This window comes from Ferruginibacter profundus (assembly GCF_054783275.1).
In genome coordinates this window covers 383,319-407,862 of the sequence record NZ_BAAGQW010000001.1, presented here as the reverse complement: position 1 = coordinate 407,862, position 24,544 = coordinate 383,319, and the positions used below count along the sequence as shown (strand labels likewise).

Annotated in this window: 21 protein-coding genes; 9 read left to right on the top strand and 12 right to left on the bottom strand. The window is 39.1% G+C overall.

Annotated features, from left to right (window positions below; translation table 11 throughout):
• Positions 1-7: 7 nt before the first annotated feature.
• The 4 genes from ACYVM0_RS01565 to ACYVM0_RS01550 form a co-directional block, all read right to left on the bottom strand.
• A complete protein-coding gene (locus tag ACYVM0_RS01565; RefSeq protein ID WP_460551438.1) occupies positions 8-1,873 on the bottom strand; it encodes an alpha-amylase family glycosyl hydrolase in 1,866 nt (621 codons plus the stop codon).
• Positions 1,873-3,213: an MFS transporter gene (locus tag ACYVM0_RS01560; RefSeq protein WP_460551435.1), complete on the bottom strand. Its 1,341-nt coding sequence runs from the start codon at positions 3,211-3,213 to the stop codon at positions 1,873-1,875. Before ACYVM0_RS01560 ends, ACYVM0_RS01565 begins: the two co-directional genes overlap by 1 nt.
• Before the next feature lie 117 nt (positions 3,214-3,330).
• Positions 3,331-4,608 carry a glucose-1-phosphate adenylyltransferase gene (locus ACYVM0_RS01555; protein ID WP_460551432.1) on the bottom strand — a complete coding sequence of 426 codons (1,278 nt, stop codon included), beginning with the start codon at positions 4,606-4,608 and terminating at the stop codon, positions 3,331-3,333.
• Positions 4,609-4,704: 96 nt separating this feature from the next.
• Entirely contained in the window at positions 4,705-6,123 is a 1,419-nt protein-coding gene (locus tag ACYVM0_RS01550; RefSeq protein ID WP_460551428.1) for a glycogen synthase, read from the bottom strand.
• A gap of 198 nt (positions 6,124-6,321) precedes the next feature.
• On the opposite strand from ACYVM0_RS01550, the gene ACYVM0_RS01545 reads away from it, so the two are divergent.
• Positions 6,322-7,818, top strand: a complete 1,497-nt coding sequence (locus ACYVM0_RS01545) for an MFS transporter (protein ID WP_460551425.1) — start codon at positions 6,322-6,324, stop codon at positions 7,816-7,818.
• 175 nt (positions 7,819-7,993) lie between these two features.
• On the top strand, positions 7,994-8,959 hold the full coding sequence (locus ACYVM0_RS01540; protein ID WP_460551422.1) for an ROK family protein: 966 nt from the start codon (positions 7,994-7,996) through the stop codon (positions 8,957-8,959).
• An 81-nt stretch (positions 8,960-9,040) separates the two neighbouring features.
• Here the strand turns inward: ACYVM0_RS01540 and ACYVM0_RS01535 are convergent, their stop codons facing one another.
• Both ACYVM0_RS01535 and ACYVM0_RS01530 read right to left on the bottom strand, forming a co-directional pair.
• The gene (locus ACYVM0_RS01535; protein ID WP_460551419.1) at positions 9,041-9,577 is read right to left on the bottom strand and encodes a DUF4382 domain-containing protein; all 537 of its coding nucleotides are present in this window, start codon (positions 9,575-9,577) and stop codon (positions 9,041-9,043) included.
• 76 nt (positions 9,578-9,653) lie between these two features.
• Complete coding sequence (locus ACYVM0_RS01530) at positions 9,654-10,652, bottom strand: phosphodiester glycosidase family protein (RefSeq protein ID WP_460551416.1); 999 nt, start codon at positions 10,650-10,652, stop codon at positions 9,654-9,656.
• Between the two features lie 147 nt (positions 10,653-10,799).
• On the opposite strand from ACYVM0_RS01530, the gene ACYVM0_RS01525 reads away from it, so the two are divergent.
• From ACYVM0_RS01525 to ACYVM0_RS01510, 4 genes are read left to right on the top strand one after another with little or no spacing between them, the layout of a single operon-like run.
• Entirely contained in the window at positions 10,800-11,372 is a 573-nt protein-coding gene (locus tag ACYVM0_RS01525; protein WP_460551413.1) for a hypothetical protein, read from the top strand.
• A gap of 15 nt (positions 11,373-11,387) precedes the next feature.
• Entirely contained in the window at positions 11,388-13,754 is a 2,367-nt protein-coding gene (locus tag ACYVM0_RS01520; RefSeq protein WP_460551410.1) for a TonB-dependent receptor, read from the top strand.
• Positions 13,755-13,772: 18 nt separating this feature from the next.
• Entirely contained in the window at positions 13,773-14,816 is a 1,044-nt protein-coding gene (locus tag ACYVM0_RS01515; protein WP_460551407.1) for a sensor histidine kinase, read from the top strand.
• A gap of 3 nt (positions 14,817-14,819) precedes the next feature.
• Positions 14,820-15,578, top strand: coding sequence for a LytR/AlgR family response regulator transcription factor (locus ACYVM0_RS01510; RefSeq protein WP_460551404.1), 759 nt, complete (start codon positions 14,820-14,822; stop codon positions 15,576-15,578).
• 105 nt (positions 15,579-15,683) lie between these two features.
• Here ACYVM0_RS01510 and lipA read toward each other — a convergent pair whose 3' ends face one another.
• The gene (gene lipA / locus ACYVM0_RS01505) at positions 15,684-16,607 is read right to left on the bottom strand and encodes a lipoyl synthase (RefSeq protein ID WP_460551401.1); all 924 of its coding nucleotides are present in this window, start codon (positions 16,605-16,607) and stop codon (positions 15,684-15,686) included.
• A 237-nt stretch (positions 16,608-16,844) separates the two neighbouring features.
• On the bottom strand, positions 16,845-17,642 hold the full coding sequence (locus ACYVM0_RS01500) for a hypothetical protein (RefSeq protein ID WP_460551398.1): 798 nt from the start codon (positions 17,640-17,642) through the stop codon (positions 16,845-16,847).
• Between the two features lie 108 nt (positions 17,643-17,750).
• On the opposite strand from ACYVM0_RS01500, the gene ACYVM0_RS01495 reads away from it, so the two are divergent.
• Positions 17,751-18,155, top strand: a complete 405-nt coding sequence (locus ACYVM0_RS01495; protein ID WP_460551395.1) for an OsmC family protein — start codon at positions 17,751-17,753, stop codon at positions 18,153-18,155.
• A 66-nt stretch (positions 18,156-18,221) separates the two neighbouring features.
• Here the strand turns inward: ACYVM0_RS01495 and ACYVM0_RS01490 are convergent, their stop codons facing one another.
• Complete coding sequence (locus tag ACYVM0_RS01490) at positions 18,222-18,698, bottom strand: hypothetical protein (protein ID WP_460551392.1); 477 nt, start codon at positions 18,696-18,698, stop codon at positions 18,222-18,224.
• A gap of 13 nt (positions 18,699-18,711) precedes the next feature.
• Positions 18,712-19,128 carry a PPC domain-containing DNA-binding protein gene (locus ACYVM0_RS01485; protein ID WP_460551389.1) on the bottom strand — a complete coding sequence of 139 codons (417 nt, stop codon included), beginning with the start codon at positions 19,126-19,128 and terminating at the stop codon, positions 18,712-18,714.
• A 221-nt stretch (positions 19,129-19,349) separates the two neighbouring features.
• Between ACYVM0_RS01485 and msrA the strand changes: the two genes are divergently transcribed.
• The gene (gene msrA, locus ACYVM0_RS01480; protein ID WP_460551386.1) at positions 19,350-20,012 is read left to right on the top strand and encodes a peptide-methionine (S)-S-oxide reductase MsrA; all 663 of its coding nucleotides are present in this window, start codon (positions 19,350-19,352) and stop codon (positions 20,010-20,012) included.
• A gap of 90 nt (positions 20,013-20,102) precedes the next feature.
• Here the strand turns inward: msrA and ACYVM0_RS01475 are convergent, their stop codons facing one another.
• Positions 20,103-21,800, bottom strand: coding sequence for an ABC transporter substrate-binding protein (locus ACYVM0_RS01475; RefSeq protein WP_460551383.1), 1,698 nt, complete (start codon positions 21,798-21,800; stop codon positions 20,103-20,105).
• A 54-nt stretch (positions 21,801-21,854) separates the two neighbouring features.
• Here ACYVM0_RS01475 and ACYVM0_RS01470 point away from each other — a divergent pair, with 54 nt between their 5' ends.
• Entirely contained in the window at positions 21,855-23,591 is a 1,737-nt protein-coding gene (locus ACYVM0_RS01470; RefSeq protein WP_460551380.1) for a M1 family metallopeptidase, read from the top strand.
• A gap of 207 nt (positions 23,592-23,798) precedes the next feature.
• On the opposite strand, the gene ACYVM0_RS01465 is transcribed toward ACYVM0_RS01470, so the two are convergent.
• Entirely contained in the window at positions 23,799-24,500 is a 702-nt protein-coding gene (locus ACYVM0_RS01465) for a C40 family peptidase (protein ID WP_460551377.1), read from the bottom strand.
• Positions 24,501-24,544: the final 44 nt, after the last annotated feature.

Here is a 24,544-nt window from a genome sequence, read left to right as displayed (position 1 = left end):
GTATCTGTTATTTAAATAACTCTAACACAGCCGTTTTATAAGTTCCTAAAGTAAACGCTTTCAGTTCGCTTTCTGTTTTTGTAAGTACATCCTTATATTTTGTAAAGCCGTTTGTTCTTTCTGTATATTTCTCAAAAGAAATTTTCTTATCAGTTTTGCCGGTATTCATTACTATCATTACCGTTTGTTTATTATCATAGCGGAAATAAACATATACGCCATCTTCAGGCACATACTGCATCATTTTACCAGTGGTTAATGCAGAAGATGTTTTACGGAAATTAGCCAGTGTTGCCAGGTGCTGATAAATGGCCTGGTCGGTTTGCGTTCTGCCGGCAATAGTAAATTTATTTACCGCATCAGCTTTCCAGCCACCGGGAAAATCCAGGCGAACGTATCCGTCATTTGGACTGGTAGTTCCTGTTGTTGCCAACTCATCGCCATAATAGGTTTGTGGAATGCCCCTGCAGGTTAGCAACCAGGATAACGATGATTTATATTTATCCAGGTTCTCTCCCACCACAGAATAAAACCTTGCCATATCATGATTGTCTAAAAAGACAACATTTCGTGTGGGATCTTTGTACACAAAATCCTGCGCCAAAGTAGTATACAAGTTATTTACACCGTCTGTCCAGCCAAAGTCCTTTGTCATAGCATCGGTTATGCCCCACAGTGTTTGAAAATCTGTAGATGCCTGTAAGTTGCTTTTAAAAGGAATATTATAATTGTTTTGTACAAAATAACTCTGGTTGGGCACACCATGTACCCAGGTTTCGCCAAACATAGTTAATTGCGGGTATTCATCCATTAATGCTTTATTACAACGGTTCATAAATTCCAGGTCGTTATAGGCATATGTATCGATACGCCACCCGTCAATACCAAAATTTTCTACTGTCCAGATTGCATGTTCAATTAAAAAATTGGCCACATAGGGATTACTTTGATTAAGATCGGGCATTTGTTTGGTAAACCAGCCATCAGCCATTTGCCTAAAGTCTTTTTTACTGGCATAGGGGTCAAATAACACCTGGTCTTTGTAAGTGGTGTTGGTATAAGTATTCCATTGGTGCAACCAGTCTTTCATAGGTTGATCCTGCACCGTGATATGATACAGGCCCACATGATTATACACCGCATCCTGTATGATCTTCATACCTTTTGCATGCGTGGCATCAATTAATTCCTGGTAAGCTTTTTCTCCTCCTAATCGCCTGTCGATGGTATAATGATCGGTAAAAGCATAACCATGTTCTGTACGATCAGGCATATCATTTTCTAAAACAGGATTTAACCAAATGGTGGTTACACCCAATTGTTCTAAATAATCCAGGTGATTTTGTATGCCTTTTAGATCGCCGCCATGACGATTAAAAACTGTATCCCTTCTTAATGACTGGTCTCTCATACCGGCAAACCTGTCATTACTCTCATCGCCATTGCTGAAACGATCGGGCAGAATGAGGTAAATAAAATCCTTTGACGTAACACCTTGTGCAAAATCCTTACCCGGATTTTTACGCCTTGGTTTTAATTCATACTCCAGCGTAATATCTTTTACAAAAGGAAAATTGAATTTGCAGGGTTTTGCTGTAGCATCAATGGCTATATCCAGGAAGATGTAGTTTGGATTTTCAACACGGTTAATTGCCATAAGGTTTACCCCCGTTGCAAGCTTTGTTCCTTTAGGCCCCATTTTTATCATAGGAAAATGATCGGCTATCTTATCGCCGTGTACCATCACCTGTACCTTATTCATCTTCATCCCCGTCCACCAATTGGTGGGATAAAATTTACAGGCATCATTGGATTGAGCAAAACTGAGTGCAGCAAAGAATATGCAGCAAACAGTTATAAAAATCTTTTTCATCAGAAAGTTTCGTTTTTTGTTTCTTTAATTATTAATGCACAAACTATTGCTGCGGAGCATAATAAGATACCGCCAATTTCTACGGCCAACAATCTGTCGTTGTGTAAAAAATTCACCATTATTTTTCCAAAGAATAAAGAGGCAATAATTTCGGGCAATACTATAAAGAAGTTGAATATGCCCATGTAAATACCAATTTTATCCTGCGGCAAACACCCGGCCAACATAGAATAAGGCATAGATAAAATAGAGGCCCAGGCAATACCTACCATACTCATGGCCACGTACAACATCCAGTGTACATGAATAAAATTTACCATTATTAGTCCGATGCCTCCCAGCAGTAAACAAGCTGTATGGGTATATTTTTTACCCAGTTTACTTACCCAGAATGGAATGGAAAAAGAGAATATAAATGTTACCAGGTTTAAAATTGCTGAAGTGGTATTGGCATATTCCACACCTTGAGTAAATACAACACTGTTAGTTTTGGCGTCACCACCGAAAATTTCTGTTGCCACGCCGGTACTGTAATAAAACCACATTAAGAACAACCCGGGCCAGGTTAAAAAATTCACTAATGCCAAACGTTTCATCTGGTCGGGCATATTGGCAATTGAAGTAATAATTTCTTTTACACCCCCGCCAAAACCTTTATTGGATTCCTTTACTTTTTCTTTCCAGTTTATATCTGATGGAGGGTATTCTTTACTTCTTAAAATCGTGTACATTACTGCAATAAAAAATACTGCCCCGCCAATGTAAAATGACAATGATATTGTAGCTGGAATAGAACCACTTGTTTTTTCTCTTGATACATGAAATACATCGCCAAGTATAGTTGGTAAATACCCGGCTACAAAAGAGGCCAATCCGATAAACATACTCTGCATAGCAAAACCAAAAGAACGTTGCTTTTCACTAAGGTTATCTGCTACGAATGCACGAAATGGTTCCATACTTACATTGATACAGGAATCTAATATCCATAAAGTTCCTGCAGCCATCCATACGGCAGATACATTAGGCATAATGAACAATGCCAATGAACTTAGTATAGCACCAATTAAAAAATAAGGCCTTCTTCTACCTAAGGTTTTATGCCATGTTCTGTCGCTTAAATAGCCAATGATAGGCTGAATAATCAAACCCGTCATCGGAGCCGCCAGCCACAGGCCGGGTATCTGCTCAGGAGATGCACCAAGGTATTCATATATAGCACTCATGTTACCCATTTGCAAACTCCAGCCAAACTGGATCCCAAAAAATCCAAAGCACATGTTGAAGATTTGCCAAAATCCTAAGCGTGGTTTTTCGCCGGTGTAAGAAGTTACTGACATAGCAATCGTTTATTTTTATCGTTAATTGTGTACAAAATACACATTATTTAAATTACCACAAAAAAAACATCCCGAAAAGGATGTTTTAAATATACTATTAATCTTTTTTATAGCTGCTTAAATTACAAATCCGTCTGGCAAAACCGCTCCTTTCTTCAACACCACAATACCATCTTTTACCACGTACAAGGAATGGTCTGCATCAGGTAAATGAGCGCCTCCGTTAATACGTACATCATTACCAATGCGGCAGTTTTTATCAATGATCACGTTTTTAATATAGCACCTGTCTCCGATACCCAGTTTTGGCATGCTTCGCTCTGCATTGTGAGTTATCTCGGCAAGGGTTTCATAATAATCGCTACCCATCATATAACAACTTACAATGGTACTACCCTGGCCAATGCGGCTTCGGATACCTACCACACTGTTCTCAACGCGGCTGGCATTAATGATACAACCTTCTGCAATTAATGTACGCTCCAGCGTGGTGCCGCTGATTTTTGCCGGCGGCAGCATACGGGCCCTGCTGTACACCACATTTTTATTGTCGAATAAATTAAACAAAGGAATTTCTAAAGTCAACGCCAGGTTGGCTTCAAAGAAAGAATAGATATTTCCAATGTCGGTCCAGTAACCTTCATACTGGTAACTGATCACCTTATGTTTATCAATAGAAGAAGGAATGATCTCCTTACCAAAATCAGTGGCATCTTTTTTATCTTTTTCCAAAAGATCGAATAATAATTTTCTATTGAAAATATAGATACCCATTGAAGCCAGGTAATTGCGACCCTGGTATTGCATATCTGCGCCGGTATCGCTTACCCATTCCGGTAATAGTTCCTTTTTGGGTTTTTCTATAAATGAAGTGATCAGGTTTTCTTCATTGGCTTTTAAGATACCAAATTCCGGTGCTTCCCTTTCCCCTACAGGAATGGTGGCAATAGTGATATCTGCGCCCTGCGCTGCATGGTTATCGATCATGGCACCAAAATCCATCTGGTATAACTGGTCGCCACTTAAAATAAGCACATATTCAAAATCGTTATTGCCAATATGTTTTAAGGATTGACGCACGGCATCGGCAGTGCCCTGGAACCAGCCTAAACTATCCGGCGTTTGTTCAGCAGCCAGTATATCCACAAAGCCTTTACTAAAAGCACTGAACTGGTAGGTGTTTTTTATATGCTTGTTCAGTGAAGCAGAATTGTATTGCGTTAATACAAACATCCTGTTGATGCTGGAATTAATACAATTGGAAATGGGAATATCCACCAAACGGTATTTACCTGCAATAGGCACAGCAGGTTTACTACGGGTAGAGGTTAAAGGGTAAAGGCGGGAGCCGGCACCACCTCCAAGAATAACTGCGACTACAGATTTAGCGTCCATAATTATTTGTAATTAGTAATTAAATGTATTGATATTTTTTAAACAATCGTTATAAGCAGGCAAAGAAAATTTTAATTTATATAAGCACTAACACTATCACAAAATTGATTGATACAACTGAATATACCGTCCTGCACTAACTTCCCATCCATTATCTATCTGCATCATTTTTTTTCTTAATGCGGTCATTTTCTTTTTATCACCATACAATTCCGTTGCCCTGTAGATAGAGTAAGTAATATCGCCAACAGTTGCATCATTAAATCGTATACCAAATCCACCGGGATCACCAAAATCTATTACGGTATCTTTTAAGCCTCCCGTACTTCTTACCACCGGCATGGTACCATAACGCAATGCATACATCTGGTTAAGTCCGCATGGTTCTACCCTGCTGGGCATTAATAAAAAATCGGCCCCGGCATACATTTGGTGCGCCAGCTTTTCGTTATACCCTATCTGGGAGTTGTAAAAACCCATCAGGCTGCTGCGCATGTTTTCCAAATGGTATTCCACCACCGGATCACCACTGCCCAGTATTAGAAAATTCATCCTGCCATTGATATGATACACCGAATCATTAATGGCTTGCGGCAATAGCTCTGCTGCTTTTTCTCCCACCAATCTTCCAATAAAAATAAACAACGGCTTCTCTATATCCAATCCAAAATCATCGCATAATTTTTTCTTGTTGAGTTTTTTTCCGGCTTCCACATCTTTAACCGAAAAATTATCCAGTATATACGTATCTGTTGCCGGGTCCCAAACGGCATTGTCGATTCCGTTTAATATGCCTATACATTTTCCCTTCTCGTACTCAAACAAACTTTCCAGGCCATTGGCATTAAACTTCAATTCTTCCATATAACTCGGGCTAACCGTTGTTACCCTCATGGCACATTTAATGCCCGATGCCAGCGGGTTGATCGCATCATTCCAATCCAGCTTGCCCCATTGAAAACTATCATAAGCCGGTAAGTAGTTGTACTTGTCCCAACCCATCCAGCCCTGGTATTGTGCATTATGAATGGTAAGCACCGTTGGTATTGTGGCCAGGTGACGGTAAGCAAAACAATTTTGCATCATAAAAGGAATAAGCCCCGTATGATGATCATGTACATGCACCACATCAGGCTTGTGCTGCCACCTGCTCACCCAATCCACTACAGCAATCTGGAAAGCAGTGTATCTTTCGGAATCGTCATCATAACCATAAATTTTTTCCCGGTTAAAAATGCCGAATATATCCACACAATACAGATCAAAGCCCAGTTTGTTTGTTCTTTCTTTAATAATAGTATAATCAAAGTAATACTGCCCCATTACAAAAGATCCTTTATGTACTGTATCCCATTCGTTCTCCAGTAAGAATTTGGTACGGTGCATCGGCATTACCACTTTGGCAATATGTCCCAGGTCGTTCTGATATTTAGGTAATGCACCGGCCACATCTGCAAGGCCGCCGGCTTTGGCGTAAGGGTAACATTCTGCTGTTACGTGAAGTATTTCCATCATTAGCAATTGAATAATCTTATTACAATTTAGGAACTTTTGATTGATTTATCCAAATAATAAAAATAATAATCTACTATTTGATTGCGGCTAATTTATCCAGATAGATTACACAAAATGTAAAGTATGTATTTATAACACAATGAAAATTTTTCTCCGTCACCAAATTATTCTATTTTCAACCACTCAAAACAAAACGATATGCCAACTGAACAAAAAGATTTGATTACACCTGCAGCAATTACAGATACCAGCAAAACAAGATGGAGCCAGTTTGGTACCCTTGTAAGCGTATTTTTCTTCTGGGGATTTGTAGCTGCCAGCAATGACGTACTGATTCCTGTATTTAAAGAAAAATTACACCTTACGCAGGTGCAGGCGCAAATGGTATCTTTTGCCTTTTATGTGGCCTACTCTGTTGGCTCCCTTATTTATTTTGGTATCAGCAAAATGTTAAATCAGGACCTGCTGAATAAGATCGGTTATAAAAATGGTATCAGCATCGGGTTGATCATTTCTGCCATTGGTACACTATTATTCATCCCTGCAGCAAGTGCCGAATCTTTTCCTTTATTTATTTCGGGATTATTTATTATTGGCTTAGGATTTTCTTTACAACAAACTGCGGCCAACCCGTTAGCTATTAATATGGGTAGTGCCAGTACCGGTTCGCAACGCTTAAGCATGGCCGGTGGCGTAAATAATTTTGGTACCACTATTGGCCCGCTGATTGTTAAACTGGCCATTTTTGGAACCGTTTCAACTGTAATGGTAAGTTCTTTAAGTTCTGTAAAAACACCTTATTTAATTTTAGGTGCAGCATTTTTAGTAGTAGCTGCAATATTTTATTTTTCAGCAGTACCCAATCAATTAGTAAGCAATACCGAAGAATTAGCGGAATCAAAATCAACATGGATTGACAGAGGATCACCGTTTAAATATCCTCAATTAGTATTGGGCATGTTAGCCATTTTTGTATATGTAGGTGTGGAAGTAAGTACTGCTGCTAACCTGCCGGAATTCATGAAACAAAAATTAGGCACGCCAACCAGTGGCACGGCACCTTACATTTCTTTGTTTTGGGCAAGTTTAATGATTGGCCGCTGGACCTCATCTGCAGGTGCATTTGGTTTTTCTGAAGGCACAAAAAAAGTATTGCAATTCCTAATGCCTTACCTGGCTTTTGGAGTGTATATATTAGTAAATGCCATTGCTAAAACCGATATGCAACCTTTTTATGTGTATGCATTGGTAATTATTGCATTGATTGCGGCTAACCTGTTAAGCATGGGTAATCCTGCAAGGCAATTATTGATTTTCAGTATTTGCGGTATCCTGGCATTATTGGTAGCTATTTTTTCTCCTGATTACAATATCAGTGTCTGGGCCATTTGCAGTGTAGGTTTATTTTGTTCTACCCTATGGCCTTGTATTTTTACTTTAGCAATTTCAGGTTTGGGAAAACATACCAGTGAAGGTTCTAACTTTTTAATTTTTATGATCTGTGGTGGTGGCGTAATCAGTGTGCTGCAGGGTTATCTGTCGGCAGATCATATTTTGGGAATCAGCTTTTCGTATTTTGTAGGTATAGCCTGCTTTGCATACTTAGCTTACTATGCTATCAAATCTAAAAGCGATCTTAAAGGCCAGGGTATCGACCTTGATGAGCTGAGCAAAGTAAAAGGTGGCGGTCACTAAAATTCTTATAATTATGCACCGTGTATAAAGAAGTCAAGTCTTAAAGACTTGACTTCTTTTGGTAAGCCGGTTTAATTAACACAGACCTCTAAACGATTCTGAAAGTAAGATCATTGATTAATTCATAACTTTACCAGTCCCCGGCTATTGGGGAACTGATTTTTAAATTTGCTATATGGCTACAGCATTAGAACAATTAGTAATAGGCATTGATATTGGTGGTACAGGCACCAAGTTTGGAATTGTTGACCGTGATGGAAATGTTTTATTCAGCAGTGAAATATCTACCAAGAAACATGCAACAGTGGAGAGTTTTATTGATGAATTATATATTGCTCTGTCGGAATTGATTGAACGCTCCGGTGGCAGGGGACGCATTAAAGGCATTGGCGTTGGCGCACCCAATGGCAACTTTTATACCGGTACCATTGAATACGCCCCAAATCTTCCCTGGAAAGGTATTATTCCCCTGGCTGAATTATTAGAAACAAAATTTAAATTACCGGTTACCTTAACCAATGATGCCAATGCGGCCGCAATTGGCGAAATGATGTATGGCGCTGCAAAAGGGATGAAGGATTTTATCATGATCACTTTAGGCACCGGTGTAGGCAGTGGCATTGTTGCCAACGGGCAATTAATTTATGGCCACGATGGCTTTGCCGGGGAATTAGGCCATACTATTGTTATACCCGACGGACGTTATCATAAAGGCACCGGAAAAAAAGGCCCGCTGGAAGCTTATGCATCGGCAACGGGTGTACGATTAACGGCTATTGAATTACTGCAAAAATCAACCGAACCCAGTTTATTAAGAGATGTTCCCGAAGACCAGCTGGATTCTAAAGCAGTATATGAAGCCGCTATACAAGGTGATAAGATAGCACTGGAAATTTTTGAATTTACCGGCAAGATATTAGGGCTTTCCTTAGCTAATGCCATCATGTTCAGCAGCCCCGAAGCCATTGTATTATTTGGTGGCTTAACCAAGGCCGGCGACCTGATTTTAAAACCTACCAAACAACATATGGAAGAGAACCTGATACAGGTGTTCCAGAACAAAGTAAAAATATTGGTGAGCCATTTAAAAGAATCTGATGCGGCAATATTAGGGGCCAGTGCATTGGCCTGGGAGAAGTAGCACATCCGGGTAATTAATTGAATAAAACTATAAAAGCAACCTTACGGGTTGCTTTTATAGTTTTATATAGTGCTTGTTCTCTTATTTTACTTTTAATACCGGCTTCAGCATATAATTGCCGGCACCTGTTCTGAAGATGGAAAGGGCGGCATCAAAATCGATGATCAAACTATCGAGGCCTGCGGCTAATTTTTTGCTCACTTTTATTTTTAATCCTGATTCACCACCACTGGGTATTGTTAAAGGATACACCACACCCAAAGTATCTTTGATACTGTTGTTGGGGCCTAACACAAAACGGATTTCTTTTACGGTATTCTGGGGTACTGTTAATGAAGCCAGTAACGTATCTACCCCATTTTGTAAGCCCAGTAAATTATACACCCCCGCATTGGTTTGCATAGATACCCAGCCATTGGTGCTGCTGGTATCATCATTGAATTTTATATTTACTTCCCTGATATCCACATTTACTTCGGCCAGGTTAGTGGGGCCATCAGTTAAACGTACGTTCAATGTGGAATTGCCACCATCGCTGTTGTCTTTAGAACAAGAACTCATTATAGTTAAGCTGATAACTGCCACCGCTGCCAATGACAAGAAAATGTTTTTTTTCATAGTAATTTATTTTTTCTCTTACCTAAGAATAAAAACCATGCCAAAAGCAGCTATAGTGCTGATTTTTACACACCTGTTACTTAATTATAAACACTGCCGGTACCGGCCGCTCTCCTACTTTGTCGCTGGGTGTTATTGTTTCCTTACCATTAATAAGCATACAACTGCTGCCTCCTCCATCTAAATTTAATGCTTCCACACAGCCCAGGTCTTTTAATAGTTGTGCTTCCTGCGTAAGTGTGGCACCTTCTGCAATACCGGGAAACCTGCCTTGTATCACCATCACAATTAACCGGCCATCGCTGGTATAGCCCATACAGGTCCGGGGATGTTTATCTTCAATGGCTTTGCCGGTGAATTTTAGTTCCTCGTTATTGGTGATTTTTATTTCACCGTTTTGTAACAGCACGGGACCGCCACCAACAGCAGTTTTCATTTTCCATTTTTCTAAATGTAGATTATAATTATCCCCATGCCTGGCCGCTACTTCAGCTGGTACAGCAATCATATTTTTTGAAATATTGTAAGAGGGAAATGATAACGAAGAATCTTTGTAAGACGGCACTACCCATTGCCGTGCATAAGCAACCGGTTTCAGAGAATCGGTGTACAACCACGCCACATCAGCATTTCTTTTTTTATCAATTCCAATAGCACTCCCCAAAGGATGTTTATATTGAAAGGTATCTTTTCCTTTCATTGGAATAGTATGCGTATTAAACGCCACTGTTCTGCCATTTTTAATTACCACATTCAAACTCCGGTTGGTTTCATAACTAAAGAAAGTACAATTAACAACCAATAATGGTTGCCTGTTCTTAAAATAAAATTGCCTTGGCGTAATCCTCCTGTCACGTGTGGTATCTGCGGTAAAATTTAAATCTTTGTCTTTCAGCCTTGCTTCTGCATAATAGGCTATGAACGGCTTGCCGTCTAAACTATCGGTGGAACTGTACACATGAAAATTAGCGGGCAATGGCTGAAATGCACTGTCCGCATTCACCCATTTTCGTTGAGCCAATAAAGTATTTGCATGAATAGATAATAATAATAGTCCAACAAGAACCTTTTTCATTTTATAGATAGATTTAAGAATATTCCAATTCACTCCTCCTTTTCTCCAGCTCACTCCTTTTTGGTATGCCTGCCTCAATTACCACTGTACACTTGCACTATAAAAATACCATTTAACCAACTTATCCAACAATTAAAATTAAAAGTCATGAAACTTAAAACAACTTTTATCATAGCTGCTATTGGCCTTTTTGTTGCCACCGCAACTGCACAAACCAATGCCCCCGAAGGTTTCACCAGGGCAAGTATCACTTTAGCCAATGGTACTGTTCAATCAGGATTTATAAAAGACAATATCAAAAAATCGGCTTCTGTAATTTTTACAGATGAAAGCGGCAACAATAAAAAAGTATACGAAGGCAGTGATATCAATGGCGTAACCATCGCTGCAGTAAATTTTGTTTGCATCAATGGCGATTTTTTTAAGACCATTTGTAGCGGCAAACTTTGTTTTTTACAAAAAGCCAGTAATGCGGCCGGTAAAGCTTCTTATAACGGAACAGAAGCTGTATTTAGTAATGGCACTGAAGGAAAAATTGGCGACTACTTTATTTATGCCGGTAAAAAATTAAAACTGATCAATAAGAAAACAGTTGACACGTTCATCAGCAACGATCTTACCGGCTGTACTGCGGCCATTGAAAAAGCCAAAACCATCAATGGCGATATTTCCAGGCTTCAGGAAGCCGTTGATATCTATAACAGCTATTCTGCAAAGTAATTTTAAACTACACTTATGAAGAAACTATTTTTTTCAGGCATGCTCTTTTTTTCTTTTCTCATCTCCCATGCACAAAATGTAATTTTTACACAAGTGATAAAAGGTGTGGTGCTGGATGAGCAATCGGGCAATGTGTTACAAAACATAACTGTTGCCATTGAATCGCTGCGGGTAAATGTTATTACTGATGCAAATGGAAATTTTAAATTGTACAATGTACCGGTAGGCAGGCAAAATATTAAAGTAAGTGCCGTTGGTTATGAAGAGGCGTTAATACCCAACATAGAAGTAACCTCATCCAAAGAAGTGGTGTTAGAAATAAAGTTGAAAGAGAAAGTAAAAAAATTAGATGAGGTAAAAATACTATCGGGTAAATCAAAATTAAAAGCATTAAATGAAGCAGCAATTGTGAGTGCCCGGCAATTAAGTACAGATGAAGCATTTCGCTATTCCGGCACACGTAATGACCCCAGCCGCATGGCGCAAAACTTTGCCGGTGTAAGTGGCGGCAACGATGCCAGGAACGATATCATCATACGCGGCAACTCCCCTGCCGGTGTGTTGTGGCGAATGGATGGTATTGACATACCCAACCCTAATCACTTCAGTACATTGGGCTCTACAGGAGGGCCTGTAAGTATTTTAAATATCAATACGTTAAAGAACTCCGATTTTTTAACCAGTGCTTTCCCATCGCAATATGGCAATGCATTGGCGGGGGTGTTTGATTTAAAAATGCGAAATGGCAATAATGAAAAAAATGAATTCCTCGGGCAAATGGGGTTTAATGGTTTTGAATTGGGTGCGGAAGGGCCATTAAATAAAAAAACAAAAGCATCTTACTTAGCAGATTACCGTTATTCAATGGTGGCTACATTGCAGGACCTGGGTCTGAATTTCGGCACCGGCTCTGCCACACCTTATTACCAGGATGGCACTTTTAAAATCAACCTGCCTTCAAAAAAAATGGGCACGTTCAGTTTGTTTGGCTTGGGTGGCGAAAGCCATATTCATTTTTCGCCTGAAAGCCAGGGCAAGGATAATTTGTATTCTTCCAATGATGGCAGTATAAGAGACCGGGACTTTAAATCATTAACAGGCGTATTAGGTTTATCCAACACTTACTTTTTTAACAGCACAGCATCTGGCAAAACCACCATTGCGGTATCAGGATTATCATCAAAATATTCCGAAACTATTGTTGATGGCAGCAAACCCAATACACTAGCCTATTACAAAAAGAATGAGCAACTGAAATATGCTGCCGGTTATACTTTCAATAAAAAATTCAATTCCCGTAACCAGTTAACAACAGGTTTTACAGCAGATATTAACCAGCTGCAATTAAGGCAGGATTATATTAAAGACGGCGACTCTGTATTGATCACATTGGTAAAGACCAACGAAACAGCAACGCTGTTAAAAACCTTTATCAACTACGGCCATCGTTTTACAGATAAACTATCCACTAATCTTGGAATGTATTACCAGCAGTTTACTTTTAACAATACACAAAGCATTGAACCAAGATGGAATATCAGATACCAGTTTAAACAAAACCAGTCGGTTTCATTTGGTGCAGGATTGCACAGCCAGACACAGCCGCTGGAAGTATATTTCTATCAATCAAAAAATAACCTGGGGCAAACTGAATTCACGAATAAAAACCTGGATTTTGTTAAGAGCGCACATGGAGTATTGGGCTATGATATCAGTTTTTCAAAACAGTTCCGCTTAAAATCCGAAATATACGGGCAATACATTTATAATGCAGCAGTAGAAAAAACAGCAAGCAGTTTTAGTATGTTAAACTCCGGTGCCGACTTTGCCTTTCCTGATAAAACCAATTTAGTAAATAACGGTAAAGGTTATAATTATGGTATCGAATTAACAATGGAACATTTTTTACATGAAGGTTTTTACTGGTTATTTACTGCCTCTGTTTTTCAATCGCAATATAAAGGCAGTGATAATGTATGGCGCAATACAGCCTTCAATAGTAATTTTGTGATCAATGCTTTGGGTGGAAAGGAATTTAAGCTCAATAGCAAAACCACTTTTGGCATCGATAGTAAAATAACCGTTACCGGCGGGCAACGTTACACACCATTCAATATTGCCGCTTCGCAAAATGCCGGTTACGTTATTTATAAAGAAGATGCAGCCTATAGCGAACAATTGAATACTTATTTTCGCTGGGACCTGAAGTTCTCCTACATCCGCAACCTTAAAAAAGTTACACAAAAATGGTATGTGGATCTGCAAAATTTAACAGGCAGGGAAAATATTTATATCCGTACCTTAAACCCTAAAACGGGGGCAGTAAACCAGATCAACCAGATAGGATTTTTTCCCAACATAAATTACCAGATCACCTTTTGATTTGATTAACTTTACAACATGCGTAAACACAATTGCAGGATTGGATTTAACGACGGCATGCTGATGGCTATCGGCATTCCGTTGTTGAGTTTTATTATCCCCATTGTATTTATGAATTGCCGTTTCTCCCGGCCACCTTACCTCACATGGGATAAATACCTGGCCACATTGCTGATCACGTCTATAATATGGGTTGGCAACAGGTACATTATGATCTACAGCCGCAAAAGGTATGCTTTGTTCCGGGAGGTAAGAAAGCGTTTATATTTTCAATCGGTATTGATGTTTGTTTTTACTGTAACCTTTACTTCAATACTCCACCAGTTTACCAAGGAGATTTTTAAAATAGAAGGCGTATCTGCGTCAGATGCAGATATGCTGATACACTCTAATTCTGCCGCACTTTTCTGCACCATTATGATCATCGCTATTTATGAGAGCATCTATTTTATGCATGAATTGCGCCATTCGGTAGAAGAAACAGAAAATCTCAAAAGAGAAAACCTTGCCGCACAACTGAATGCATTACGTACACAGGTAAATCCACATTTTTTGTTTAATAATCTGAATACCCTTAGCTCTTTAATTCCTGAAAACCCGGATCATGCCGTTGATTTTGTACAACAATTATCAAAAGTGTACCGGCATATACTAGAAGTAAAAGACGAAAAAAGTATTTCACTTAAGGATGAACTGGAAGTATTGAATGCCTACACTTTTTTATTAAAAACAAGATTTGATAAAAACCTGCAGGTAAACATCAGCATACCTACCGAAAAATTGCAAAAGAAAATTGTGCCGCTTTCGCTGCAGATATTAATGGAGAATGCAATCAAGCACAATATTGTTTCATCAGATAAACCGTTGCATATAGATGTGTTTACCGAGAATGGCAGCCTGGTGATCAGCAATAACCTGCAAATGAAAAACCAGGTAAATGAATCTACCGGCATTGGTTTAGATAATATCCGCAACCGCTATAAACTATTAAGTGATGCGCCGGTAAAAGTAACTGAGAACGAAACCAATTTCACCGTTTCCATTCCACTGATCGATAATTAATTTATGAAAGTTGTAATTATTGAAGACGAAATTCCTGCAGCCAACCGGCTGTCAAAATTATTGCTGAATTTCAGTGATCAAGTGGAGATCATGCATAAAGCAGATAGTATCGAATCCAGTGTGCGTTATTTATCTGCCATGCAAAATATCGACCTGATATTTATGGACATTCAATTAGCCGATGGGTTAAGCTTTGATATTTTTGAAAAAGTAAAAGTTACCACCCCTGTTATCTTCACCACTGCATTTGATCAATACACATTAAAGGCATTTAAAGTAAACAGCATCGATTATTTATTAAAACCCATTGATGAAAATGAGTTGTTTCAATCATTAGAAAAATACCGGCAACTCTATCCCAAAGCGGCAACCGATTTTTCGGATAAAATCTTAAAGCTGATGCAGGATATGAATGCTGTAAAATATAAAGAACGCTTACTGATAAAAAGAGGACAACAACTGAGCTATTTAAAAACCGAAAGCACGGCATATTGTTTTGCCGATGGCAAATTATGTTATGCTGTGGATTTTAATGGCACTAAATTTTTATTAGAAAGCAACCTGTCGCAATTGGAAGAACAATTGCAGCCCGATAATTTCTACCGCATCAATCGCCATTTGCTGGTAAATATTGAAGCCGTAAAAAAAGTACATACCTGGTTAGGCGGAAGATTGAAATTAGAGATATGCCCTTCAACAACCGCAGAAACTATTGTAAGCAGGGAAAGAGTGAACGGGTTTAAGGAATGGCTCGGCAGGTAATTAATAATTTTTTAATGGGCAATGGATAATTTTTTCGTTGTATACAGTCCGTTTTTTCCTCAGGTATTTTAAAGTTTAAGACATTATCAATTGTCCTTTATTTTATCATCCATTATTCTTTTCTTCCTCCCATTTATTCCTTCCCCAACCTTTTATCACATGTTTTTCGCTATGGTAAGAAGAACGCACCAACGGGCCGCTTTCTACATAATCAAATCCTAAATTATAGCCTATCTCCCTGTATGCTGCAAATTCATCAGGATGCACAAAACGGGCAACAGGCAGATGTTTTTTTGTAGGTTGTAAATATTGGCCGATCGTTACCACATCAACATGGCTGGCATACAGGTCTTTTAAAGTTTGTATCACTTCTTCTTTCTCCTCTCCTAATCCTAACATGATACCGCTTTTGGTGCGCATGCCTCCTTCCTTAAGTATCTTTAAAGTTTCCATACTCTGCCAGTACTTGGCCTGTATACGAACCTGTTTGGTTAAGCGTTCGGTTGTTTCAATATTATGGCTCACCACTTCCGGTGCTGCATCAATTATGCGTTGTATATTTTCTTTCTCAGCCTTAAAATCGGGTATCAGGGTTTCTAAAGTAGTTTGAGGATTTAAAGCTTTCACTGCTTTAATGGTATTGAACCAGATGATGCTGCCGCCATCTTTTAATTCATCCCTGTCAACCGAAGTAATTACAGCATGTTTTACTTTCATCAGGTTAATGGCCTCTGCCACACGTTGTGGTTCGTCCCAATCCACCTCTAACGGCCTGCCGGTAGCCACATTGCAAAAACCGCAGCTCCTTGTGCAGATATTACCCAATATCATAAATGTAGCCGTTCCTTCGCCCCAGCACTCGCCCATATTAGGGCAATTGCCGCTTTCGCAAATGGTATGCAGTTTATGTTTATCTACTAAATTCCTGACGTGTTTGTATTCTTCTCCAATAGGTAATTTAACCCTTAACCAGTTTGGTTTTTTAGGTTGCTGCTCTACTGTTCCATCTATTACCGGTAATTCAATCATTTGATTTATGATTTATGATGTCAGATCCGGGATCTATCATTTGCCTGCTCCTTTACAGAATGCGGCCAATCCCGTGACCCTGAAAAATTTACTAATGAAGCACAAAGGTAAGAAGTAAAGAATTAAAATAATGCTGTACTGTGGGCTGGTAAATATAGTCAAATGCCATAAGGCAATATATTACCGGTGCTACTTAAATCCCTGCTAAACTTTCCTTCCGGGTGGGGCTGGGAGATTTTATTTCCTCCTGCCAAACATTAATGCAAAATAGGCCGAAAAGAAAAATTGCTTTTCCTTGGTGTATAACATCTGGGGAATCTTCTTGGAATAGAACTCTGCACTTACACCTACTTCAATGGCGCTTACCAGTTCGTTTAATTTGCCGTAGTCAAAACGAACGGCTGGCTTTACATACACACCCGGTGTTAATTTTAAATGATTCCAGCCGGTACCAAAGTTGGGGCCGGAAGCTGAGATATCGTTATAGGCTCCCACAAAAAGTAAACTATCGGGAGAATCATATTTAACAAAAGTTCTTGTGCCATTCTTGTCTACTTCCACTTCATAAGGCCTCAAAAAACCAAGTGTTAATCCCCCGCCGAGATTACCCGTTACACTTACACCATTTTTATTGCTCTTATTTCCTAATAATATTTGTTGTTGAACACCTAGTTTAACGGGATAAAAAAAGTTGAGTTTACCATAAATAAAAGGGGCTGAAAAATTGGCCAGGCTCGTAAGCTTTTCTTCTTTCTGGTGTTTGCGCTCACTTATTTCAAACTGGAACAACAGGGATTTTTTTATTGATTTGGCCCTGCCGATTTCAAAAAAAGCACCATAGCCATCACTGGTTAGCTTTACGCCATAGGCAGTTTGCTTTTTATAAGCAATCACACCTTCTTCTTCCTGTTTGATCAGGGCATCAATACGTTTACGTTTTTCTTCCTTTTTAGCTTTTTTGGTATTTTCTTTTTCCTGTGCAAAAAGGCCGGTTGAAAAGGATAATGCTGCCAGTATGAATAGTAATTTTTTCATGTGCATGGTTTACTTACGTAAATTTATGTAAAAATAGGTTGTAGTTGGTAAAGATGATACTTTTGACAAAATAACCGCTGCATTTAACAAAATTTAAAACACAAAATTATGACGGCCACAGTTTTATATAAAGGAGACCTCCGCTGCGAATGTACCCACCTGCAAAGCGGCACCGTTATTGAAACCGACGCCCCCACAGATAACAGAGGCAAAGGGGAAAGGTTTTCACCCACAGACACCGTTTGCGTTGCGCTTGCCACCTGCATCATTACTACCATGGGCATAAAGGCCAATGATATGCATATCGACCTGGCCGGCACCAACATACATGTAACCAAGCATATGATTGCTGACCCGAGACGGATCGGAAGGATTGACGTGATACTTAATTTTCCGGCAACCTTACAGTTGGACGAAAAGGACAGAACAGTTTTACAAAAAGTGGGTGATAATTGCCCTGTGGCTAAAAGCCTGCATCCTGACCTTGCAGTGAATATTGAATACCACTGGTAGTAATCATTGGTGCCCGGTGGAGGACTTCAATATATTTAAATCGACGCTCCTTTAAATTAATAGTAGTTATGAGGATTTGTTTTTTACCAATAAGCGTACAATTGTATAAAGAATGAATAGTACCTGGATTACCAGGAATACAACAAACATTGCAGCAAACCACAAACTTATTACATTGTATTGCCTGAATGCATCCCAGCTTGTGTAATCATAATACCGTTTTGGTTTCATCGGTGAGGCATTCCATAAGGGCACCAGGAAGTCACAAATAAAGAAAAATACCAGTAATAAAACAGTACTTATTACGTGAGCTCTCAATATTTTTTTGCTCCCGCTTTTTCTTGCCCTTAATGAGAAATGACAGAGATACAATATCCAGCAAAACAACAATATTGCTATCCCGAAATAAAAACCGGCAATTACAAAGTAGGTATCATGTAAGTGAAAATCAACTGTAGCATCAGTAAAATAAATTTTTTGAACCAGCAATAAAATAATGGGCACTATCAGCAACCAGTTCTCTATCTTTAAAAAACTTTTCATACCTGATCATAAATTACTGGTTACTTTTCACCTCCTCCACCTGTAGTTCCTCCCATGGTGTAGTATCATCTTTTTCTCTCTTAAAAATGAGGTCATTGCCCGACAAAATGACAATTTCGGCCGTGGTATAAATTTTGCAATCATCCATCAAATGACCACCAATGGTTTTACCTGTACTGTCGCTGATGCTGATGTGAATATGTGAACCATTAACAGAAACTGTTCCCGTTAAACTTACAATTTCAAAATGGCCGCTATCGCTGCTGCCATTGGGCTGGTTGGCAAAACGGATATTGTAATTGGTCAGGCTGCCAACGCAGGTGCTGATCCATCCGGCTTTAATTTGCTTTTCGGTAACCAGTTTTTGTATTTCCTGTTTAAGGTCCTGCCCGGGTTTTAAGCGAAAGGCATAAGCTTTTACTGATTGCATTGGTGGTTGGTTTTTATGCTGGCATGAAGATACAGCAAAGAGCAAAAAGCTTAAAGCTAAAAGCTGATTAAAAATCCGCTGTTGAGAAGTGCGCCAACGAAGCCTGGTTTTACAAAATAATGCTACCATAAAAGTATAATTTCGGTTTGTTAAACTTATCTAAACTAAAATCGTTTTGCAAACTAACTAAAATACCTTTGCGTATATTAAATAAACAAAAAATGATGTTCAGGTCAATATTTCTTTCGTTCCTCGTTTTTACAGGATTATACTCCTGTGCACAAAAAGATAATAATACAACAACAAAAAAGGAGAATAAAAAAATGACAACAACCAACAACCCGGCTACCATAGACACTGCAACATTTGGTACAGGGTGCTTCTGGTGTACAGAAGCTATTTTTCAGCAACTGGAAGGTGTGGTAAGCGTAACCAGCGGCTACAGTGGCGGTACTGTGGTAAACCCCACTTACGAAGAAGTATGCAGCAAAACCACAGGCCATGCAGAATGCCTGAATGTGGTGTATGATTCTTCAAAAATAACTTATGATGAGTTACTCGAAATTTTCTGGCAGGTACATGACCCTACTACTTTAAACAGGCAGGGCGCCGATGTAGGACCGCAATACCGCAGTGCGATTTTTTATCATAACGAAGAACAAAAAGCTAAAGCAGAAAAATATAAAGCTGCATTAGATAAAAGCGGCGCATGGGATAAGCCAATTGTTACAACATTGGAAAAATTTGAAGTGTTTTATCCTGCAGAAGCTTACCACCAGAATTATTACAACAATAACAGCAACCAGGGCTATTGCCAGTTTGTAATAAGGCCCAAGCTGGAAAAATTTGAGAAAGTGTTTAAGAATAAGCTGAAGAAGCATTAAAGAAAATGCTCAATGTTCAATGTTCAACGCTCGATATTCAGCTTTGAAGATTGAACATTTTTATTTAAATACTTTTTGTTATTCAATAATTCACTCTATCCTGGTTCTCCTTAGTTCCAGTAAATTCAAACTATTGGGCGGAAAATTTTTTATGTTGGTATGCACTAAATGAATCGCCATATCGTACCACAAGGGTACTACCGGCGCATCTTCAATAATTAATCTATCCATTTGCTGATAGAGTGTATACCGCAGGCTGTCGTTTTTTTCTGATAAAGCTTTTTCGTACAACAGATCGTAAGCAGGATTTTTATACCGGGTGTAATTGGGTGGCGCAGGATTTTTACTGTAGAAAACACTTAAATAATTTTCTGCATCAGGATAATCCGCTATCCAGCTGCCACGGAAAAATAAGGCCTGCGATTTTGAAGTTTGTTCCAGCAATAAACTTTTCTGTACCACTTCCACTTCAATATTAATTCCTATCTGCCGTAATTCATTGGCGATATAACTTCCCAGGTCACCATAAATGGGAATGGTAAGTAATTTGATTGCAGGCAGATTTTTACCCTCCGCATAACCGGCCTCTGCTAATAATTGTTTTGCTTTGGCCACATTGTATTGGTAACCTTTTACGTTTACCGAATCAAAAGAAGGTAGACCGCAGGGCACAAAACCACTCTCTGCTGCAATGCCAATGGAATTACGCAAATACAACATCATCTTTCTCCTGTCGAAACCGTAATTGATAGCCTGCCTTATTTTTTGCAAACGCAAAGGAGAATTTTTCACCAATGGATTTTGTTCATCTGTCAAAATACCTAAATACTCTATGTTCAGATAAGGTTGCTTCTGCAATTCAATCTTGCCTTCCCATATTTTTTTCAGGTTGCCGGTTTTAGTCAGCACTTCATCTTTAAAAGAAGGATCGATATCGTCTATAAAATCCAAACGGCCCTGTTGAAATTCTAAAAACTCAGTGGCCTTGCTATCGTAAAAAGAAACTTTAATACCATCGATATGTGGCAACCTTGTTCCGTCAGCGTCTTTTTCAAAATAATCGGGATTTCTCTTCAACACCAATGCCTGGCCTTCTTCCCAGGCAACAAAACTAAATGGCCCGCTGCCCACAGGATGGCGGCGAAAATCGTTACCATATTTTAATACCGCTTCTTTCGGCACAACAGAACAATACTGCATGCTTAAAATACCCAGTATAGATTGAAAAGGCCTGATCAGTTTTAATTGAAACGTAGTATCATCAATGGCTTTAAATCCCTCAACAGAATCAACCCTGTTATTGAATATCCATGCTCCCGGGCTTGCCGTATTCTTATCTACAATTCTTTTAAAACTGTATTCCACATCATGTGCAGTTAATTTTCTGCCTTTGTTATTTGTAAAACAGGCGTCGTCTGTAAAAAACACATCATCCCTTAAATAAAAAGTAAAAATTAAATTATCAGGAGAGATGGTCCAGCTTTTTGCCAGTGATGGGGCCAGCTGCATCGTGCTATCGATCTCCACCAAAGTATTGTACAACTGGTGTACACTCCACATTACCTGTTTGTTTTTTGCAAACGCCGGATCAAGCGAAGCAAGGCCACTGCTTTCGTTATAGTGAAATATTTTTTTACCCGCATGCTCATGTGAATTACAGGAGAATGCAAAAATGGATAAGAAAATAATGAATAAGGAGACAATAGATAATGAATAATTTATTATAGCAGATGCAGTATATTTTTTTAGCAATTGAATTAATGATGAGTGGTGCTGCTTTAAATACATAGTTATACTTATTCTTCATAAATTTATGCAATCAAAAACAAACCCACCAAAAAGATGTTGCACTTAAAAAAAGCCGCTGCAATTTTTACAGCATTATTCATTACCTCATTATCCATTATCCATTTACAGGCACAGCCTTTAAAAAAGATGGCAGCATTTACACATGCTGATACATTACGTGGCACCTACGGCCCTTCGAGGGATTGGTGGGATGTATTGAAATATGATCTGCACGTGAAATTTAATATTGTGGATAGTACGATTAGTGGTCATAACGTGATCGCATTTAAAATTTTAAAACAAGGGAAAGTAATGCAGGTTGATCTGCAGGAACCAATGATCATAGATTTTATTACACTAAGTACAACAACTACTGAAAAATCTCCACTAGCAGGTGGAATGGGAACAACATGGCGTAATTACAAAGTACCATTCACAAAAGATGGAAATGCTTACTTTATCGATTTCAGTAAGCTAAATTTAAAAAAAGGGGGTATCGATTCAGTACACATTTACTACCACGGTAAACCCCGTATTGCCCGCCGCCCGCCATGGGATGGAGGTTTGATCTGGAAGAAAAGCAAGGATGGTAGCCCATGGGTAAGCATTGCCTGCCAGGGTTTAGGCGCCAGTGTATGGTACCCCTGCAAAGATCACCAGACCGATGAACCTGATAGTGCCGAAATGCACATAACATGCCCGGATAGTTTGGTGTGCGTAGGCAATGGCCGCTACCGTGGCAAAATAAATAATGGTGATGGTACAGCCACATACGACTGGGCTGTTACAGAACCGATCAACAATTATAATATCATTCCCTACATAGGAAAATACACTCATTTTAGTGAAGTATACAAAGGCGAAAAAGGTGACCTGGATATGGATTACTGGGTATTAGAAGAGAATTTAGAAAAAGCCAAAGTACATTTTGCCGATGCGCCAAGAATGATAAAGGCATTTGAGCATTGGTTTGGCCCCTACCCTTTTTATGCCGATGGATACAAATTGGTAGATGCGCCGCATTTGGGAATGGAACACCAGAGCGCCACCGCTTATGGTAATGGTTACCAGAATGGTTACCTGGGCAGGGACCAGAGCGGTACCGGCTGGGGATTGAAATGGGATTTTATTATTGTGCATGAAAGCGGCCACGAATGGTTTGCCAACAATATCACCAGTAAAGATATTGCCGATATGTGGGTGCATGAAGGCTTTACCAATTACAGCGAAACCTTGTTCACCGATTTCTGGTATGGAAAAGAAGCAGGCAATGCCTATTGTATTGGTACAAGAAGGGGCATAAGAAATGACATCCCCATCATTGGCCCGTACAATGTAAACCAGGAAGGCAGTGGCGATATGTATCCCAAGAGTGGTAATATGCTGCACAGCATCCGCCAGGTAATTAATGATGATGAAAAATTCAGGATGATATTAAGAGGATTGAATAAAACATTTTATCATCAAACAGTTACTACCAAACAAATTGAAGATTATGTAAGCAAACAAAGCAAGATCGATTTCAGTAAAGTATTTGACCAGTATTTACGCACTACAATGATTCCTGTGCTGCAATATAAAATTGACGGCAATAAAGTTTCTTATCGTTATGACAGTGTGGTAGCCGGTTTTAATTTACCACTTAAAGTATCTTTCGGCAAGCAAGATAAAAGCGAACAATGGATAAAGCCAACCGCAACATGGCAAACATTGAATTTAGCCGATTGGTATGATAAGAAAACCTTTGTGGTGAATCCGAATTTTTATGTGAAAGCAAGAAAGATAGAATGACATTGATAGTTTGCTGAATTAGCACTGCAAGTGCTAATTTTTGGAACGCAGATTTTTAAGATGATGATTGATCAGTGCAAATCTTAACCATCATAATAATCAGTGTTCTGGTTTACCCGCCGAAGGCGGTATTACAACATAAATCAAATTCAACGCAATAAAAAAAGGGAGCCCTGCGGCTCCCTTCTAATTTTCATAGCAAATAACTTACTGCTGCGTCACCCTGCCCCCGCTAATATATTTTCTGTTATAATAATCTTCATCAAGGCTGCTGATGGTTACACCGCCATGCACACTGCTGTGTACAAAATAACCATTTGCCAGGTAAACTCCTACATGACTGATGCCGCCTCTTGTATTAAAAAACACCAGGTCGCCTTCAGCAAGATTTTCTCTTTCCACTTTATCACAAATGGCATATTGATCTTTTGCAGTCCTGGGCATATTCAATCCATAAGTTTCATTCAGTAATGCCCCGGTAAAAGCACTGCAGTCAATTCCCTTTTTACTGGTACCGCCATAACGGTAACGTGTAGCCCACCAGTCTTCAATTACAGTATACAATTTGGTATTGGTGATCAGTTCCACATCCACATCCATCAACTGGGCATATTTAAATTGTAATGAGGTACAGCTTTCAATAAAAGTACCGGAATTAGCAGTGGCATTTTTATAAGTAAGTTTGGTGACTGTAGCAGGTACAGGTTTCACTACAGGCTTAGTTGCCCAAACATCAGGTTCGGCGGTAGACTGAGCGTCACGCTTTATCTCAATGCCTTCAATAAATTGTACGGATTTTTTTTGTGGCCCCACAAACTTCACCGAATTAACAGCAGTCTGGGCTTTAACGGATATTGATGTTCCTGAAAATATGCCAGCGGCAACAGAAACAAAAAATAAGTGTTTCATACGTAAACTTTTGGTTTAAGCGTATGTACGACTTAATCTTGTGT